The organism is Nonomuraea sp. NPDC002799 (assembly GCF_053592075.1).
In genome coordinates, this window is record NZ_JBSFVA010000010.1 from 141,015 (window position 1) to 157,422 (window position 16,408).

At 71.1% G+C, this 16,408-nt stretch carries 12 protein-coding genes; 9 read left to right on the forward strand and 3 right to left on the reverse strand.

The window, feature by feature from the left end; all coding sequences use genetic code 11:
- The first annotated feature begins 5 nt into the window (after nt 1-5).
- The 4 genes from ACWD0F_RS20385 to ACWD0F_RS20400 all read left to right on the forward strand — a co-directional run bounded on the left by ACWD0F_RS20385 (nt 6) and on the right by ACWD0F_RS20400 (nt 4,134).
- On the forward strand, nt 6-1,124 hold the full coding sequence (locus ACWD0F_RS20385) for a magnesium and cobalt transport protein CorA (protein ID WP_449877583.1): 1,119 nt from the start codon (nt 6-8) through the stop codon (nt 1,122-1,124).
- A 228-nt stretch (nt 1,125-1,352) separates the two neighbouring features.
- A complete protein-coding gene (locus ACWD0F_RS20390; RefSeq protein WP_449877585.1) occupies nt 1,353-1,517 on the forward strand; it encodes a hypothetical protein in 165 nt (54 codons plus the stop codon).
- Nucleotides 1,518-1,549: 32 nt separating this feature from the next.
- Nucleotides 1,550-3,583 carry a hypothetical protein gene (locus tag ACWD0F_RS20395; RefSeq protein WP_449877587.1) on the forward strand — a complete coding sequence of 678 codons (2,034 nt, stop codon included), beginning with the start codon at nt 1,550-1,552 and terminating at the stop codon, nt 3,581-3,583.
- 11 nt (nt 3,584-3,594) lie between these two features.
- Nucleotides 3,595-4,134 (forward strand): hypothetical protein, encoded by a 540-nt coding sequence (locus ACWD0F_RS20400; protein WP_449877588.1) that lies wholly within the window; start codon nt 3,595-3,597, stop codon nt 4,132-4,134.
- Nucleotides 4,135-4,150: 16 nt separating this feature from the next.
- On the opposite strand, the gene ACWD0F_RS20405 is transcribed toward ACWD0F_RS20400, so the two are convergent.
- Nucleotides 4,151-5,719 (reverse strand): hypothetical protein, encoded by a 1,569-nt coding sequence (locus ACWD0F_RS20405; protein WP_449877590.1) that lies wholly within the window; start codon nt 5,717-5,719, stop codon nt 4,151-4,153.
- Between the two features lie 240 nt (nt 5,720-5,959).
- On the opposite strand from ACWD0F_RS20405, the gene ACWD0F_RS20410 reads away from it, so the two are divergent.
- A complete protein-coding gene (locus tag ACWD0F_RS20410) occupies nt 5,960-6,478 on the forward strand; it encodes an ATP-binding protein (RefSeq protein WP_449877592.1) in 519 nt (172 codons plus the stop codon).
- Between the two features lie 111 nt (nt 6,479-6,589).
- Here the strand turns inward: ACWD0F_RS20410 and ACWD0F_RS20415 are convergent, their stop codons facing one another.
- Nucleotides 6,590-7,423, reverse strand: a complete 834-nt coding sequence (locus tag ACWD0F_RS20415; protein WP_449877594.1) for a Clp protease N-terminal domain-containing protein — start codon at nt 7,421-7,423, stop codon at nt 6,590-6,592.
- Nucleotides 7,424-7,447: 24 nt separating this feature from the next.
- Nucleotides 7,448-8,677 (reverse strand): MFS transporter, encoded by a 1,230-nt coding sequence (locus ACWD0F_RS20420; RefSeq protein ID WP_449877596.1) that lies wholly within the window; start codon nt 8,675-8,677, stop codon nt 7,448-7,450.
- A 55-nt stretch (nt 8,678-8,732) separates the two neighbouring features.
- On the opposite strand from ACWD0F_RS20420, the gene ACWD0F_RS20425 reads away from it, so the two are divergent.
- From ACWD0F_RS20425 to ACWD0F_RS20440, 4 genes are all read left to right on the forward strand, one after another.
- A complete protein-coding gene (locus tag ACWD0F_RS20425; RefSeq protein ID WP_449877597.1) occupies nt 8,733-10,394 on the forward strand; it encodes an LLM class flavin-dependent oxidoreductase in 1,662 nt (553 codons plus the stop codon).
- Nucleotides 10,395-10,467: 73 nt separating this feature from the next.
- A complete protein-coding gene (locus ACWD0F_RS20430) occupies nt 10,468-11,664 on the forward strand; it encodes a hypothetical protein (protein ID WP_449877599.1) in 1,197 nt (398 codons plus the stop codon).
- Between the two features lie 191 nt (nt 11,665-11,855).
- Nucleotides 11,856-13,124 carry a hypothetical protein gene (locus ACWD0F_RS20435; RefSeq protein WP_449877601.1) on the forward strand — a complete coding sequence of 423 codons (1,269 nt, stop codon included), beginning with the start codon at nt 11,856-11,858 and terminating at the stop codon, nt 13,122-13,124.
- Between the two features lie 45 nt (nt 13,125-13,169).
- On the forward strand, nt 13,170-16,397 hold the full coding sequence (locus ACWD0F_RS20440; protein WP_449877603.1) for a chromosome partitioning protein ParA: 3,228 nt from the start codon (nt 13,170-13,172) through the stop codon (nt 16,395-16,397).
- Nucleotides 16,398-16,408: the final 11 nt, after the last annotated feature.

Here is a 16,408-nt window from a genome sequence, read left to right on the forward strand (position 1 = left end):
GCGGCATGGCGAAGGCGAAGGGGTTCCGGCGCGGCGGTCACGTGCGTGAGGAAGCGCCGGAGCACTCGATGGACCCCCGTGCCGCCGAGCCGTCTCCCTACCAGCCGACGGTCATCGACAACGCCGTCTACCTGAACGGCGAGCGGGTCGACAACCCCGGCTCGCTGGCCGACGCCTTCGAACGCCTCAAGCAGATGCCGGACAGCATGGCCTGGATCGGCCTCTACCGGCCGAAGGAGTGGGAGCTGGTCAAGCTCGGCGAGGAGTTCCACCTGCACGAGCTGGCGCTGGAGGACGCCATCGTCGGCTCGCAGCGGCCGAAGGCCGACCGCTACGGCGACACCCTCTTCGTGGTGCTGCGGGCCGCGCGCTACCTCGACGACGTCGAGGAGGTCGCCTTCGGCGAGGTGCACGTCTTCGTCGGGCCCGACTTCGTCATCACCGTGCGCCACGCCGAGGCGCCCGACCTGCAGGCCGTGCGCAAGCGCATGGAGTCCGACTCCGACCTGCTGCGGCAGGGCCCGCAGGCCGTGCTGTACGCCATCCTCGACGCCGTGGTCGACGGCTACGCGCCGGTGGTGGCCGGGCTGCAGAAGGACATCGAGGAGATCGAGGTCGAGGTCTTCAGCGGCGATCCGTCGGTGTCGCGGCGCGTCTACGACCTTTCCGGCGAGGTGATCGAGTTCCAGCGGGCCACCGCGCCGCTGGTGGGGATGATCCACGGGTTCATCGCGGGGTCGGCCAAGTACGGCGTGAACGACGAGCTGCAGTCCTACCTGCGCGACGTCGCCGACCACGCGATCACCGTGACGGAGCGCATCTCCTCCTTCCGCCAGACGTTGCAGAACATCCTGATCGTCAACTCCACACTGGTGACGCAGGCGCAGAACGCGGAGATGGCGCGGATGACGGAGGCCAGCATCCAGCAGGGCGAGGAGGTCAAGAAGATCTCGGCCTGGGCCGCCATCCTCTTCGCGCCCACGTTGGTGGGGACCATCTACGGGATGAACTTCGACTTCATGCCCGAGACGCACTGGGCGTTCGGCTACCCGTTCGCCATCGTGCTGATGGCCATGGTCTGCCTGGTCCTCTACACGGTCTTCAAACGCAGAGACTGGCTCTGACCACCGGATACGTTCTAAGCATCTCCCCATACGTCTTATACCGGCAGTTCCATAGCCATTTCGCTGAGTTCACAGCATTCCCCCGCAACGCGTTCCAGCACGCGGTTACCATGCCGTCGGCCCAGCGTTTCCCGAGCTCAGCGAGATCAGACGATGATGGCGACGCAGGAACAGATCGACGCAGCCAGGCGGCACATCGAGCAACTGCGCGATCGGCATGCTAACGACGTGATCACGCTTGTCCGCCTGGTCGATGACGGCGCGCTCAAAGGCCGGTCCGGCGACAGGCTCACCACCGACCTCCGCGCGTGGGACAAGGCCTTCAAGGACCTGTTCACCCGGGCTCTGTCGCTGCTGGACTCCCTCCAGCCGTCCGATCGGGCCGCCCGCTGATGAGCCCTCAGGTCGGCATCAACCCCACGCTGATGACGCAGCTCATCAACGGCATGACGCGGGTCAGCGCCACGATCCCGGACGTCGGCCTCCAGGTGGAACGCGCCCTGACCGCCCTCGACATCCCCTTGTGGGGCCCGACTCCGCTGAACGCCATCGGCCGCCAGATGAGCGAGCAGATCCCCGCGCTCCGGGGCCGCCTCGACCTGATCCTCGCCGAACCGGACCGCAAGACCGGCAAGGGCGGCATCCTCTGGGCCAGCGAGTCCGACTGGCTGTCGAAGTCTCCCGCCGAAGGCGCCGCGACCGCCAAGAGACTGGCCACGAAGGTGCGGGACAAGATCGCGAGCCACGCGCTCGACGCCAGAACGGTGGCCGAGATCGAGCGGCACAAGAAGGACCCGTACTTCGCCCTGGCCTTCGCCAAGGAGATCTCGCCGCGCGAGCTCAAAGCCCTGCTCGCCCGCGCGTACGGGGCCGGCCTCCCGCCGTCGGAACGCCCGCGCCAGAACGACGTCGCGCTGCAGGAGCGGCTCGCCACCATGCTCAGCACCCTTCTGGGCACGGCCTCCCGGGGAGCGGGCGGGATGAGACTGCCCGCCGACTACGCCGACCGGCTGGCCGAGGACGTCGACGACCCGCAGAACGCGTTCGCGCTGAAGAAGCTGCTGCAGGACGGCGAGTTCGACCACACCTTCCTGCTCACACTGACCAGGAAGCTCTACGACGCGGACCTGGCCCATCCCCCTGACCGGAGCCGCGCGCGAGACCCTTGGACGGCGCCCGGGCCGAAGGACATGCCGCCGGGCGACCTCAGCCCGATGGGCACGGCGCTGGTCGCCCTGGCCCACCACCCCGCTGTCGCCCAGGACTTCTTCACCGACCCGCAGCGCAAGCCCCTGGACTACCTGATGCGGCGCCATCACTGGGACGGCGAGGCCGACGCGGAGCTCGGCTGGGCCATCCAGGCGGCCAGCACGGAGTTCCGCGATCACGACCTGCCGCCGGGGGGTTCTCGCGGTTACAAGTCGGCCCTTATCGCGTCCTGGGCGGTCCACTTCTGGACCGACCCCAAGGTCCAGGCCAACCTTCCCCACACCCGGGCCAACCTCGGTACGGTGCTGGCTCAGTACACGGGAGACGTCCACCGCGACACGCAGACCTTCATGACAAAAATGCCAGGTGTCGTTACAGACGAAGACGCTGACAAGAATGTGCTCGGCGCGGAACCCTACGGCGCCAAGTTCAACTCGATGGACCTCAGGCAGGTCATGACGTGGGCCTTCGAGGACGACGAGGCGTTCAAAACGGTGGCCACCGCGCACGGGCAGTATTCGACCAAGATGCTGGACGAACTGGCCGGCAAGGTCGCGTCGGAGGTGAAGGCTGAGTTCGCGGCTTGGCGGAATGCTCACCCGGAAGCAACCAAGGCGCAAGCCGACGCCATGCGGCAGGACATACTCGAAGAACGTATGAGCCGCAGCGTAGGCGCCGAATTCTCGCAGGCGATGCGAAACCTGAGCATGACAACCTGGGTGATCGCCGATGCCGCCAACATCGCCGACATCAAGGAGGCGAAGGAGAATGATGCCCGCCTCGCCACGTTCAAGGAGATAACCGAGAAGGTGGTGGGCCTGGCCCCCGGGCCGCAGGGGAAGTTCATCGGGCTCCTGGTCGACTCGGCCAAGAACAAGATCTTCGGCGAGATCAAGTCGAATCATGAAGCGCAGGCGCGCGCGGACGCGGACAGCGCACTCGGAGCCGCCAAGCACATGTTCACAGATCTCGCAGTGGCCGCGATGATGCGCCACGGTCTTTTCGGGGACCCAACTGTGCCGGCAGAGAGCCACCCATATTTCTACGGGGACTTCGCCCCAGGATCGGCCGGCCATTTCCTGGCCGATGGGAAACTCGTACCCTGGGCAGAGATGAACGCCGACCAGCGAGAGGACTATGAGGAGTGGCTGACCTTGAACGGTATCGGCCCTGTCTTCGGCCAGCCGGGTGGTGCGATCTCAGACGGTTTTGATGCTGCCAAAAAGCACTACTCCGGGAATGGCTCATGAGAATCCGGCCGTTGGCGGTTCCCCTTCTTGTCGTCCTCGTGCTGGGGACGTCGTGCTCGGCTCCTCCTGCTGCGCCACTCGACACGCGAGCACTGGGCAACGTGACCGGCGCCCCGCGAGAGTGTGACCTGATCTCAGCAAACGCCATCAAGCTCGCCACGGGCCTGAACGACTACACGGCTCACGGCACGAAGATGGACATGGGCCAACGTTTCGCATCATGCACAGTTCGCGAGAGTCAGACTTCAGGAGATGGACGGGGTCTCCTGATCGAACTCTTCGATCCGTCCACGAACGACCCGGAAGACCTGGAAAACACTAAACTGTCCACGAAAGGCAATGATCTTCCTGACGAGTTGGGGCCCGGGTTCGCCGGGCGGCGGAAGAACGCCCAGGACGAGGCCATCGCCTTCGTCTACGGATGGACGCCGGACTACAAGCGACTTCTCATCGTCAGCCTCCTGGAGGGCGCGCCCGGCCGGGACTCGTTGGCGGACGCGACCGAGTTCTTCCGCCAACTCAAACCCGTCCTTTTGGACAAGCCCACGTGATCGCCGGTGCGGGCGTTCACCTCAAGCCGCAGGACCGCAAAGTTTCGTCCAGCCGTCGAACGTAGGTGGTGTCCGCCCACGGGTTCATCCGGGTTCGCGCCTGGGCGATCTCATCGGTGAGCCGAGCCGAGCTGTGCTGTCTGGAGATGCCGGCGGCTTCCGTCAGCTTGGCCACCGCCTCCGGAATCTCCCTGGCCATCGCCAACGCACTGGCGTATCGCGTGAGCACCAGCCCATGACGCCTCTTGTACTGGGGATCGAGCCCCGCCAGCAGCCGCTCGGCCGCCGCCATGACAGGTGCGGGTCGCTTCAACCGGATCTGCAGGGCGTCCCTTCCGATCTCCAGCGTCGCCGGCGAGATGCAAGACAGGAACGCCGGTTCGCCGTCCGGCTCGGCTCCGGCCGCCGCGAGTGCGCGGTCGTGCGCACGAATGCTCGCCGCAGCGTCGCCCTCGGCGGCGTGAACGATGGCGGACAATGAGCCGTGCAGCGGCGCCAGCAGCCTGCTCGGAGATCGGGCCGCCCAGCTCTGCACGGCGAAGGCGTGGTCCAAGGCCGTGGTCATCCGATCCTGGTCAACGGCCACCCTGCCCAGCCAGTAGTGCAAGTAGCCGATCAGGGTCGGATCCCCGAGGTCGAGCGCCGCCTGCAATCCGTCGCGCAGCGGTCGCTCGGCCGCCGCGTTGTCCCGCATGTCGTAGGCGAGGAAACCCGCCAGTTGTGACATCTGCACATACGTATGGAGAAGTCGTTCGCGCAGGTCGGACGGCATCGACTCACGCGCGAGGACGCGTCCGATCGCCGACCGATGCTCGTTGACCACCGGCAGAAGGGTGGCGGGTCCGGTCAGGTCATCGGCCAGACGCGCGTGCATCGTCAGCTTCTCGAACGTGCGCACCGCAGCCTCGTCCACCCGCCACGTGTTGCGCAGCACCCCCGCCAGGCGTTCGCCCTCTTCCGGAGTGAGCACGCGCAACAACTCCAGCGCCTTGCTTCCGCCCAGCACCAAGGCGAGTTCGAAGAGCAGCTCACGTCGCCTCACGTCGGTCTCCTCGACGCCGATGGAACGCAGCAACCGAACGCACGCCGGGACGTCCACGAGCGACCTGTCAGCGGGCGTCGCACCTGCGCTCGTTTCCATCGTGACACGGCTCATCCGGTCCGGGGAGGGCGGCCGGTTGGCATCGGTGTCGCGGAAGTCCGCGCGGTCGATCAACGCACGGTCCTCGGCCCCGTACGCCGCCAGGCCCGCGCTGGAGAGCAAGTTGCGTGCGGAGGTCTGGTAGATCTCGGCCAGCGCCGCGAGCAGGCGTGCCTGTGGCCGGCGTCCCGCCTCTGGCCAGGACTCGAAGTCGTACAGCCGCGACTCCCGCATCGCGGCCGTGCCCGCCGGGTCGGCGTCGTTGATCACGGCCACCACGTCGGCGGCGGTGCGGCCATGGGCCAGCCGATACAGCCGTAGCGGGCTCACGGGGTGGGTGAGCGCGAGCACGTCGGCGATCTGCTCCCACGTGAAGCGCTTGTCCCGGAGTGCCTTGCTCCACGAACGCGCCTGGAGCAGCACCCGATAACCCTCGCCAGACATCCCTAGCCCCCCTTCCGCTCAGAGATGTCTACTGAGTGTAAAGGAATGATCACAGTGTGCACAGGTCGAAGGGGAGTCCATCCGGCCGTAGCGGGACACCGATCCTGGCGACGGCAACATTCAGCAGGTCGGCACGGAGGCCGGACAGGGGATGCGTGAGGATGGGGCGGGGGTCCTCGCGCGGAACCGCCCGAGGCAACCTGTCGGTGACCACCCCGACGTACCCTCGGAGAGATCACCATGCACAACCCCACCGAACGGGCCGGCCTGCTCATCCCCCGGCAACGCGAGCAGGACCCCGGCGCCGAGCGATCCGGTCCGCTCATACGGCAGCACATCGACGCGATGATCGACCTGCACCCTGGCGGACTGGCCTGGCGTCGCGTGTTTCCCGGCACCGTCCGCGAGGTCCCCCACGCCCGCCGCTTCGCCCGCTGCCTCCTGGCCGACTCCGATCGCCAGGACGACGCCGAACAGATCGTCGCCGAACTCGCCGCCAACGCCGTCCAGCACACCGCCAGCGGCCGCCAGCGAGGAACCTTCATCGTCGAGATCACCCGCACGACCGCCATCATCACCGTCGCGGTCTACGACTGCGGGTGGGGCGGCGTTCCTCGCTTCCGCCCGTCCAGCCGGGCGAGTGCGGAACACGGCCGGGGACTGGCCGTCGTCGCCGCGCTGGCCGACCAGGCCGGGTACGAAGGCGATGACGCGGTGGGGCACAAGGTGTGGGCCGAGATCCACGACCCGGTCCTTTGACGTGGCTCACCATGTTGCCGCGATGACCACGCCGATCACGATGAGGACGGTGAGGGTGAGGCGCAAGGCGGTGAGCGCGTGCCTTCGGCCGTCGGCTGTCAACTGGGCTCCTCAGGTCTCCGAGCCGAGACGCTCTTCGAGGCGTTCGAGGCGTTGGACGAACGGCTGCAGTTCGTGACGGACGGCGGCGGCCAGCAGCGCGGCCTGGGCGGGTGTCGCGCTCTGCGGCCCCTGGGCTTGGGCGGCCCCCTGACCCTGGGTGGCGGTGCCTCCCTGCTGGGTCTGGGCGCGGAGATGGACGTAGCCGGCCAGGGCCGCCACGACGGCGCGGCGGGTGAGCCGGGGCTCGGCGCCGAGGGCGCGCAGCACCTGGCCGGCGGGGCCGTCGGGCTCGGAGACCAACCCCAGCAGGAGGTGCTCGCAGCCGATGTAGTTGTGGCCGAGGGCGGCCGCCTCGTTGACGGCGAACTCCAGGGCGTTGGCAGCCGGAGTGCTCAAGGGCAGCGGGGCGGCTTCAGCGTCAGGAGCAGGGGCGGGCTCAGTGTCAGGCGCCGGGGTGGGGTCCGGGGTGGGGCGGTGGCGGGCGAGGTCGCGGCGTACCTGCTCCGGGTCGACGTCCATCGCGCGCAGCACATGCAGCGCCAGGTTGGTGCCCTCGCGCAGCACGCCGGCGAGCAGGTGCTCGGCGCCGACGCTCGCGGCCCCGTCCGCCCTGGCCTCCTCTTGAGCCAGCTTGATCACGACCAGCCGGGTCCTGGCCGTCAGATGGGTGAGTGCGCCGGTCGGCTCGTCGAGGTCGCGCGGGGTCAGGACCGTTTCGCGGATGGCGGTCACCCGGCGTACGGCCTGCTCCAATGCCCGCTGGCAGACCGCCGACACCGGCACCCCGGCCTGCTTGACGGCCTCCGCCAGCTCATCCGGCAGATAGACGTTGATCTTTGGCATAACCCCAAGGTAACCCCAAGGGGGTTATATGACAATGCGGTGGTGTGCACCGGTTGTCCGACGGGTGGCGGGCTCGCGGACGAACGCCATGAGGACGGCGCCCGCCAGCGGCCCCGCCGCCAGAGCCGCGAAGGCCGCCTGGAAGGAGCCGGTGGCCTGGTAGAGCGCCCCGACCACCACCGGCACGGTGACGCTGCCGAGCTGCCACAGGGCGTTCGTGGCGCCCGCCGCCGAGCCGGTCAGCCGCGGGCCGGACAGGCCGGGGAGCATCGCCACCATGAGCGGGCTGTAGAGGTAGGCCCCCAGGCCCAGGAACGGCGCCACCACCAGGAACGCCGTCGCCGACCGCAGCGAGCCGAACACCAGCAGCGCCGCCGCGAAGAAGAGCAGCACCCCGATCGCGGGCGCCTTGCGTCCCGTGCCGGCGACGTCGGTGACCAGGCCCACGAGCGGCTTGCCGGCCAGGGCCACGATCGCGAAGAGCACGACCACGTTGCCCGCCGTCACCGGGTCGATGCCGTGGCCCCGGGTCATGAGGGTGTTGGACCAGGTGATGAAGCCGTAGGTGCCCCAGAGGCCGCCGAACCCGGCCAGCCCGAGCAGCAGCAGGTCGCGCCGGGCGGGACGTACCGGCTCCTCAAGCGGCACGGCCGGTGCGGGTGCCGGTGCGGGTGCCGGTGCGGGTGCGTCGCGGAGGAGCAGCAGGCAGAGTACGGCGAGAGCCATCGAGACGGCGCCGAACAGGTGGTAGGAGAGCCGCCAGTCCGCCTGCAGGATCAGCCGGGGCACGACGGCGTTGGCGATCACGGTGCCGAGCGACGTGGCCGTCAGGAACACGCCCACCGCCGTGCCCCGGCCCCGTTCCCCGAACCACATCGTGATCAGCTTGACCCCGGCCGCGTAGTCCGCGCCCGCGAACAGCCCGACGAGCGCCTGGAACGCGAGGCCCGCCCCGGCCGACGGGCTCGATCCGAAGAGGATCATGCACCCGCCCGCGACGAACGCCGACCCCGACAACACGGCGCGCGGGCCGAGCCGGTCGCTGAGCACGCCGCCGGCCGCGCTGGAGAGCACGTATCCGAGGTAGTACGCCGTCGCGAACACGCCCAGCCCGGCCAGCGACACCCCGAGGGCCGCGCCGGCCTGCGCCGACGCGGGGCCCCACGCCGAGCGGTCGGCCGAGGTCATGGTGAAGGAGGCCCAGCAGAGCAGGAGGACGACCCATCGCCGTCGTGACGCTGCGTACACGGTCATACACGCCGACGTTACGTCGTTGCTCTATGGGCCGTGCGCGCCTAGCGTCCGAAGAATGCGGTTCGGAATCTTCTACGAGCATCAGTTGCCCCGGCCGTGGGAGCCGGACAGTGAGCGGCGGCTGTACGCGGACGCGCTGGAGCAGGTCGAGATCGCCGACAGGGTGGGGTTCGACTACGTGTGGGAGGTCGAGCACCACTTCCTGGAGGAGTACTCGCACTCGGCGGCCCCCGAGGTCTTCCTCGCCGCCGCCTCGCAACGGACGGCGAACATCCGGCTCGGCCACGGCATCGTGCAGATGCCGCCCCCGGTGAACCATCCGGCCCGGGTGGCCGAGCGGGTGGCCACACTGGATCTGGTGTCGGGCGGGCGGGTGGAGTTCGGCACCGGGGAGGCGAGTTCGGCGGCCGAGCTGGGCGGGTTCGGGGTGGATCGGGAGCGTAAGCGGGCCATGTGGCAGGACTCGCTGGACGTGATCACCCGGATGTTCGTGGAGGAGCCGTTCGCCGGATGGCAGTCGCCGTACCTGCGGATGCCGCCGCGCAACGTGGTGCCGAAGACGGTGCAGAAGCCGCATCCGCCGCTGTGGGTGGCGTGCTCGCGGCGGGAGACGATCCTGCTGGCGGCGCGGAACGGGATCGGGGCGTTGTCGTTCGCGTTCGTGCATCCCGAGGACGCGGGGACGTGGGCCCGAGACTACTACGCCCTGCTGGGGTCGGAGGAGTGCGTGCCGGCCGGGTTCGCGGTGAACGCCAATCTGGCGGTGGTGCTGCCGATGATGTGTCACGAGGACGCCGGGCAGGCGCGGGAGCGGGGGGCGCTGGGGGCCGGGTTCTTCGCGTACGCGCTGGCGCACTATTACGGGGCGTCCAAGCATCAGCCGGGCAACGCCGACATCTGGCGGGAATACCTCGATTCCCGGCCGGCCCTCGGTGCCCGTGGCCACGATCCGCTGGCCGGGGCCCTGGGCACGCCGCAGCAGCTCATCGAGCTGATCGGCCGCTACGAGGCCGTCGGCGTCGACCAGATGATCTTCGTCCTGCAGGCCGGGGCCAACCGGCACGAGCACATCTGCGAGAGCCTGGAGCTGTTCGGCAAGAAGGTGCTGCCCGCGTTCGCCGAAGGCAGGGAGGAGCGCGAGCGGGCCAAGGCCGAACGGCTGGCGCCGGCGATCGCGGCCGCTCTCGCGCGGCGGGCTCCGGCCCGTACGGCGGCCCGGCCGTACACCATCGACGAGGGCGCGGAGCTGGCCAGGATCACCCGGCGACCGGCGCCGAGGCCCGCCGAGCTGGTGGGCGGGGCGCGCAGGCGGGCCGGGCGGGCGCTGGGGCGGCTGCTGGAGCGGGCCGTGGCGGAGCGGTCCGACGAGGTGCTGGCGCGCTGGTTCGGGCCCGGGCGGCAGCGGATCTTCTTCGCGCTGATGGCCCGGGCCTACGATCCGGCCAAGGGCTTCGGGTTCGAGGGGGCGATCGAGTTCCGGCTGGCTCCGGCGGCGACGTGGACCGTCGTGGTACGCGGCGGCCGGGCGCTCGTCCGGCGGGCGGCGGCCCGGGATCCGGCGCTCACGCTGAGCATGCCGGCCGCCGATCTGGTCCGGATCCTGGCCGGCACCGCCAACCCGGCGGCGCTGCTGGTGTCGGGACGGCTGGAGGTGGGCGGGGACGTGGGGCTGGCCTCGCGGGTGGCGGAGATGTTCGGCGGGCCCAGCGCGTACTGAGTGCGAGGGTCCCACGCGTGTCCGTACGCGCCGGGTTCCTTGATTGTCGGTGTGAAGCCGTACCTTAGAGCCCGTGTCCGAGCAGCCCCTGACCCTCGACGCCGTCCTCACCGATGAGGCGGTCCTGTCGACCTATCGCCGCATGTTCGCCGCGCTGGCCCGCGACAGCGGCGCGGTGATCGACGATCCTGCCCTGGTCGACATCGCCGAGACGCTGTTCGCGGCGTTCGCGGAGGCGGGCGAGGAGTGGCTGACGCACGAGCAGATGCGCTTCGCCTGCCGGGCCCATCCGAGCGACCGGTTCGACAACCGGCTGCGGGTGCTCAAGGGACTCGGCGCGATCCGCGAGGTCTTTCCCAAGCCCAACCAGCTCCGCTACCGCGCCTCGTTCACGAGTGTCGTGGGGCTGATGTTCATCCGGCGGATGATGGACGACGGCGGGCAGTCGGAGATGCACCGGCTGCTGGCCCTGGAAGACCTCAACGTCGCCGATCCGCGCACCACGATGGAGGAGGCCAGGCAGAGCGCCGTCAACATGGCGCGGGCGTTCCGGCTGTGGGCGCTGGAGCTGATCACGCTGACCACCGCCACCATCGAGGAGCTGCGCGAGCAGGCGCCCAAGCTGTGGGGCACCGAGGAGATCGCGCGGCGCGCGCAGGGGCTGCACGGCACGATCCTGACCCGCTGGCCCGAGCTCGACCGCGTCTGCACCGACCTGCGGGCGGCCATCTACTCCTACAGCGACGCCTCGCGCCGCGCGGCCGGCCGGCTGGCCGACTCGGCGGGCACCACCCGCAACCTGACGCTGCTGCCGACGGAGACGTGGCGGACGTTCTCGCAGACGGCGTCCAGGGAGCGGCTGGCGGCGGTGCTCGACGGCTTCGTCTTCGACGCGCCCGCGCCCTGGCACGATCCGGCCGCCATCGCCCGCGCCGTCGACGAGGCGCCCCGGCCCGCTCCCGCCCAGCCCACTCCCCCGCGCTCCAACCTGCCCGACCCCGGCCCTGGCGACTCCCTCGACTCCTCGCCCAGCGCCGCCATGGAGCGGTTGCGGGAGGTGGCCGAGTCGCTGCTCGGCGACGCCTCCCGGGTGGCCCTGGGCGACGTGCTCGGCACCGACTGGCCCTCGGCCAGGCGCGTGCTCGCCGACCTGACGACCGTGGATCTGCGGCCCGAGCTGCCCTACCGGCTGACCTGGTCGGACGAGCTGACGATCGACCCGGCACGGGAGCCGGCCTGGCTCTCGCACGGCTACCTGGAGCGCACCTGATGACCGCCGCACCAGACTCCCCGGCCCCTGTGGCCGCCGAGCACCGGCCGAGCAGCGATGACGGAGCTGTCACTCCGCCGGCCCCTTCGGCCGCCACACACCGCCCGAGCACCGATGACGGGGCCGTTGCTCTGCCGACCCCTTCGGCCGCCACACGCCGGCCGAGCGCCGGCGACGGGGCTGTCGCTCATGTGCGGGCCAGGTCGGGCGGGCCGCTGTGGCTGGGCGCCGAAGACGCCGCGCCGCCCGGGATGGCCCGCCTGACCCGCCCCGACTCCACCGGGCAGGCGCTCCCCGTGTGGCCCGACGGCGTGACACCGTCGATCCTCGACGAATACCAGGTGGCCCCCATCCCGGTGGAGCGCTCCGGCGAGACCCGCCGGGTCCTGGCGGCCGCGCTCAAATGTTGCTGGAGCGACCTGTCCGCGGACCCGTGGCCCGGCACGCCCGCACCCGTGGAGCTGGTGCTCGACACCTACCGGGCGCTGATCGGCCGGGCCGACGACCTGATGCGCAACTGGGCGATCGGCGCGCTGCGCCGCCTGCACGACTCCGCGTGGATCGTCATGGACGACGGCGTCGTCTTCCTGGGCCCGCGCTGCGCCCTGTGGCCGGTGGAGTCGTACGCGCAACTGCAGGAGCTGGTCCGCCGGCTGCCCGAGCCCGAGCGGGCCGAGCTGACCGTGGTGGGCGACGCCGACATCGTGGCCGCCGCCCATCCCGCCGAGACCACCCCCGATCCCGGGCCGGGGCTCGGGGGCCGGATCGAGGGGCTGGGAGGGCTCGGGGGCCGGATCGAAGGCGGCGTGGCGGAGTTCGACGATCTGCTGAGTGGCTATGACGAGCGGCGGCGGGCTGAGCTGGTGGCGGCGTTCATGGTGGTGGAACACGCCGCCGAGCCGGTGCAGGAGGCGCGTTTCGCCGCCCTCCGCGACCCGGCGCTGCGCCACACGCTGGGCGAGATGCTGGGGCGGCGCGGCCGCATGCTGATCCAGCAGCGCGAACGCTGGACTTCCGGCTACGACGACACCCGCGCCGCGTCACTCACCGCGCTCGGCCCGACGCCGGCGGGCGGTCGGGCGCCGGACCGCCAGCGGCTGGGTGTGAGCGAGCGGGCGGTGCTGACGCTGGTGCTGGTGCACTCGGTCGCCATTCCTCGGGCCGAAGGACTGCTGCCCGAGGACTCCTGGTTGTCGCCGCATCCCACCCCGGTCGACGAGCTGCGCCGCCATACCCAGTTGCCGATCGGCGAGCTGGAGGCGGCGTTGCGGGTGTTGCGGCATGCGGGGCTGCTGGGCCAGGTGAAAGCCGGTGAGGAGGCGGGCGGTTATGTGCCGGGGCCGCAGTTCCACCGGCTCACTCCGGTGGCGCGGCGGCGGCTGCAGGAGGAGCTGATCCTGGCGGCCGGGCCGAACACTCCGCTGGCGGGCGCCGTACGAGCTCGAAGATCGGCGAAGTGAACGCGCGCCCGCGCTCGCGGGACGGACAGATCAGCGTCATGACGGATGGAAGGACTACGGGGGTTACAGGTGTCGCAACTGGAGAACGTCGTCGGGGACCGGGTGCTGATCGCCGTGCAGGCGGTCAACATCTCTCGGCTGTCGACCCATCCGGTGCCCACTGTGCCCGGCACGCTCATCGTCGTGGCGGGCGCCGGGCCGAAGGACTCCAACGGTGCGGGTAAGTCGTCGTTCATCGCCTCGATCACGGCGCTGCTCGGGGACGAGCAGTGGCGCTTCGCCTCGGGGGCCAAGGCGGTGTCCGAGTTGCTGTTCAACGCCGAGCTGGCCAGCGGCGCCGGGGCCCGCCAGTGGGCGAGCGCCGACCACGGCTACATCGTGGGCGTCTTCGCGCCGCCGGGCATGGACGGCTTCCCGCCCCCGCCGCCCGAAGACGGCAGCCCCGTGAACGGCTCCGTGGACGGCCCCTCCGCTTCAGGCGCGGCGGCGGTCCTGTCCGGTTCGGGAGAGCTCGTTCTCGGCGATGAAGGCGCCGCGCCCGACGGGGAGCTGTTCGAGGTGCCGGACACCTCCGGTGGAGCCATCACCGTGTGGCTCAAGGTCAACCAGGAGGCGCCACACCTGGAGGTCCGCTGGCGGGAGGGCGTGCACCTGGCCGCGTCCCCGTCCGAGGCGGAGCGGGTGGCGCGGGCCGACGAGATCTGGGCGTCGCTGCCAAGATCGGCCGGGCGCCGCGACGTCGTGGCCCGCGACCTCACCAAGGTCCTCTACGGCGACCGGGTCAGGTGCGTGTCCTTCCTGTCCACGTCCGTACGGAGCAAGGTCGCCACCAACCTGCTCTCCCAGCCGCTCAACGAGATCTCCCCCGAACGCGTCTTCGAGGCCATCGCCGCCCTCACCGGCCTCGACGCCGAGTTGGAGCAGGAGCGTGAGGCCCGCCGCGACGAGCACGCCAAGCGCGTGCGCGCGGCGCAGGCGGGCGATCGGCTGGCCGAGTTCGAGGTGGAGTCGAAGGCGTTGCTGACCACGTTCGACCGGCGGGATCAGGCCAGGGCGCGCCTGGCGGACGCGTTGCGGTGCTGGCGCGGGAGACAGGCCCGCAAGCTGGCCGACGCTGCGAGCAAGGACGAGGCGCTGGCCGCCGACCTGCGGCGGCACCGCGCGGCCGGGGAGGCGGCGGCCGAGTCGATCGCCATGGTCAAGGCGGAGGTCGCCACGCTGCGGGAGGACACGCTGGATCGGCAGGTGTCCCAGGCGCGCAAGGAGCTGGCGGCGACCCAGGCCAGGGCGGCCAAGCTCGACGCCGACCGCGCGGTGGCCGAGAACTCCGCCGACGAGCTGCGCGGCCTGATCCCGGCGCTGGAGGAGACGCGCAGGTTCGCGGACGGGCGTGACGTGCCGGCGGCCGAGCGGGAGTTGCGGGAGGTCGGGCTGCGCCTCAACGAGGCGCTGAAGGCGCTGGGGGTGGCCGACCGGGAGGTGTCCTCCGCCCAGGCGGCGCTGGACGACGCGGAGGGCGGGCCGGCGGCGGCCCAGCTCAACGCGCTCGCGGCGGCGGGCATCGGCGCGACGGGCGTCCTCGACGCGCTCGACGTGGCCGAGCAGGCCCGCGACTCCGCCCACACGAGCCCCCAGGCCGCAGGGCGTGACGCCGGCTCCGCTCACGCGAGCCCCCAGGCCGGAGAGGGTGCAGGCGATGAGCTCGGCGCCGCGCTCAAGGCGCGTTATGGGAAGGGGCAGCCGGGCCGGCTGCCGCTGGACGCGCTGCGCAACTGGCCCAACGAGCACGCGGTCATCGTGGACGCGGCCCAGCTCGACGCCGCCGTCGCCGCGCTGGCGGAGCTGCCGGGGTCCGTGCTCGTCAGTGCGGCCGGGGTGAGCGTGGTCGGGGCGTTCGACGGGGTGGCGACCGGGCGGGAGGCGCGGATCAAGGCCGCCGAGCAGCGGCTGCACCGCGCGCGGGACGTTCAGGAGACGGCTGCTGCGGCCGTACGAGATGGGGAGGAGTCGGTCGCCGAGGCGCAGCGGCGGCTCGAAGGGGCCCGGGCCGGGGTGCGGCTGGCCGAGCTGGAGGCGAAGCTGGCCGAGCGGCGGGCCAGGCTGGGCGAGCTGAACACCGCGATCGAGGAGCTGGCGCCGAAGGTCGCCGAGGCCGAGCGGCAGACCGGGGCGCTGGACTTCCGTGCGCGCACCCGCGACATGGAGATCGAGCGGCTGGAGGGCCGGCGGCACCGGCACGACGCCGAACGCGCTCAGGCGCGCGAGCAGGAGAGCAAGGTCACCGCCGAACGCGAGTCACTCAAGCTCGACGCGCTGGCCGCCGACTGGGGCGGCACGGTAGAGACGGCCCGCGCCTGGCTGCAGGCGCTGCCGGAGGAGGAGCGGCCCCGTGCCGACGGGGAGTGGTGGCGGATCGCCGAGCGCCACTTCGACCAGGCGATGCGCGACACCTTCCCGGAGGAGGACGCGGAGGTCCCCGAGGAGCTGGCGTTCCTGCTGAGCGAGCGGGGCGGGAGCACGGCGCGGGAGCAGGCGACGTTCGCGGCGGTGTGCGGGGCGCTGGCGTCCTACCTGCGGGGGCAGGAGGAGTACGAGAAACACCAGCGGCGGCAGATCGAGGCGCAGGTCGTCACCAGGCAGCGGGACCTGGCGGCGGCGGCGCGGGGCGCGGAGGAGGCGGCGCAGTCCACGACCGTGCACCGGGCGGCCCTGACGGCGGCGATCAAGGCGCGGCTCACGCGGGTGGCGGAGGAGTTCGAGAAACTCGACACCTCCTACGGCGGGTACGGGGCGACGCTGGAGTTCCCGGTGCCGCCCGCGCCGGCCGATCCCGAGCAGCGCTGGCAGTGGCGGGTGACGCCGAAGTGGCGGCGCGGCGAGGGTCAGGGGTTCGTGCCCTACAACCGGCGGGCCAACACCGCGCTCATGGACGAGAAGGCGGTCAAGCTGGTGTGCGCGGCGGCCATCGCCTCGTCCGGGGGCGGGCATCTGTGCCTGGTGCTCGACGAGCTCGGCCGCAACCTGGGCAAGGAGCATCGGCGGGAGGCGGTGGCGCTGTTCCGGAGGATCGGGGAGACGTACGGGATCACGGTGATCGGGGCGCTGCAGGACGACATGGAGCCGTACGCGATCGATGCCTGCGGGCAGTACGTCAAGCTGCGGCGGTCGTCGGACGCGATGCCGTACAACGAGCCGCCGGTGATCGTCGGGCACGATCAGCACGCCGAGCGGGTGCGGGCGCTGGCGGCCTTCGTCGACCGGACGGCAGGGTGACCACCGACGGC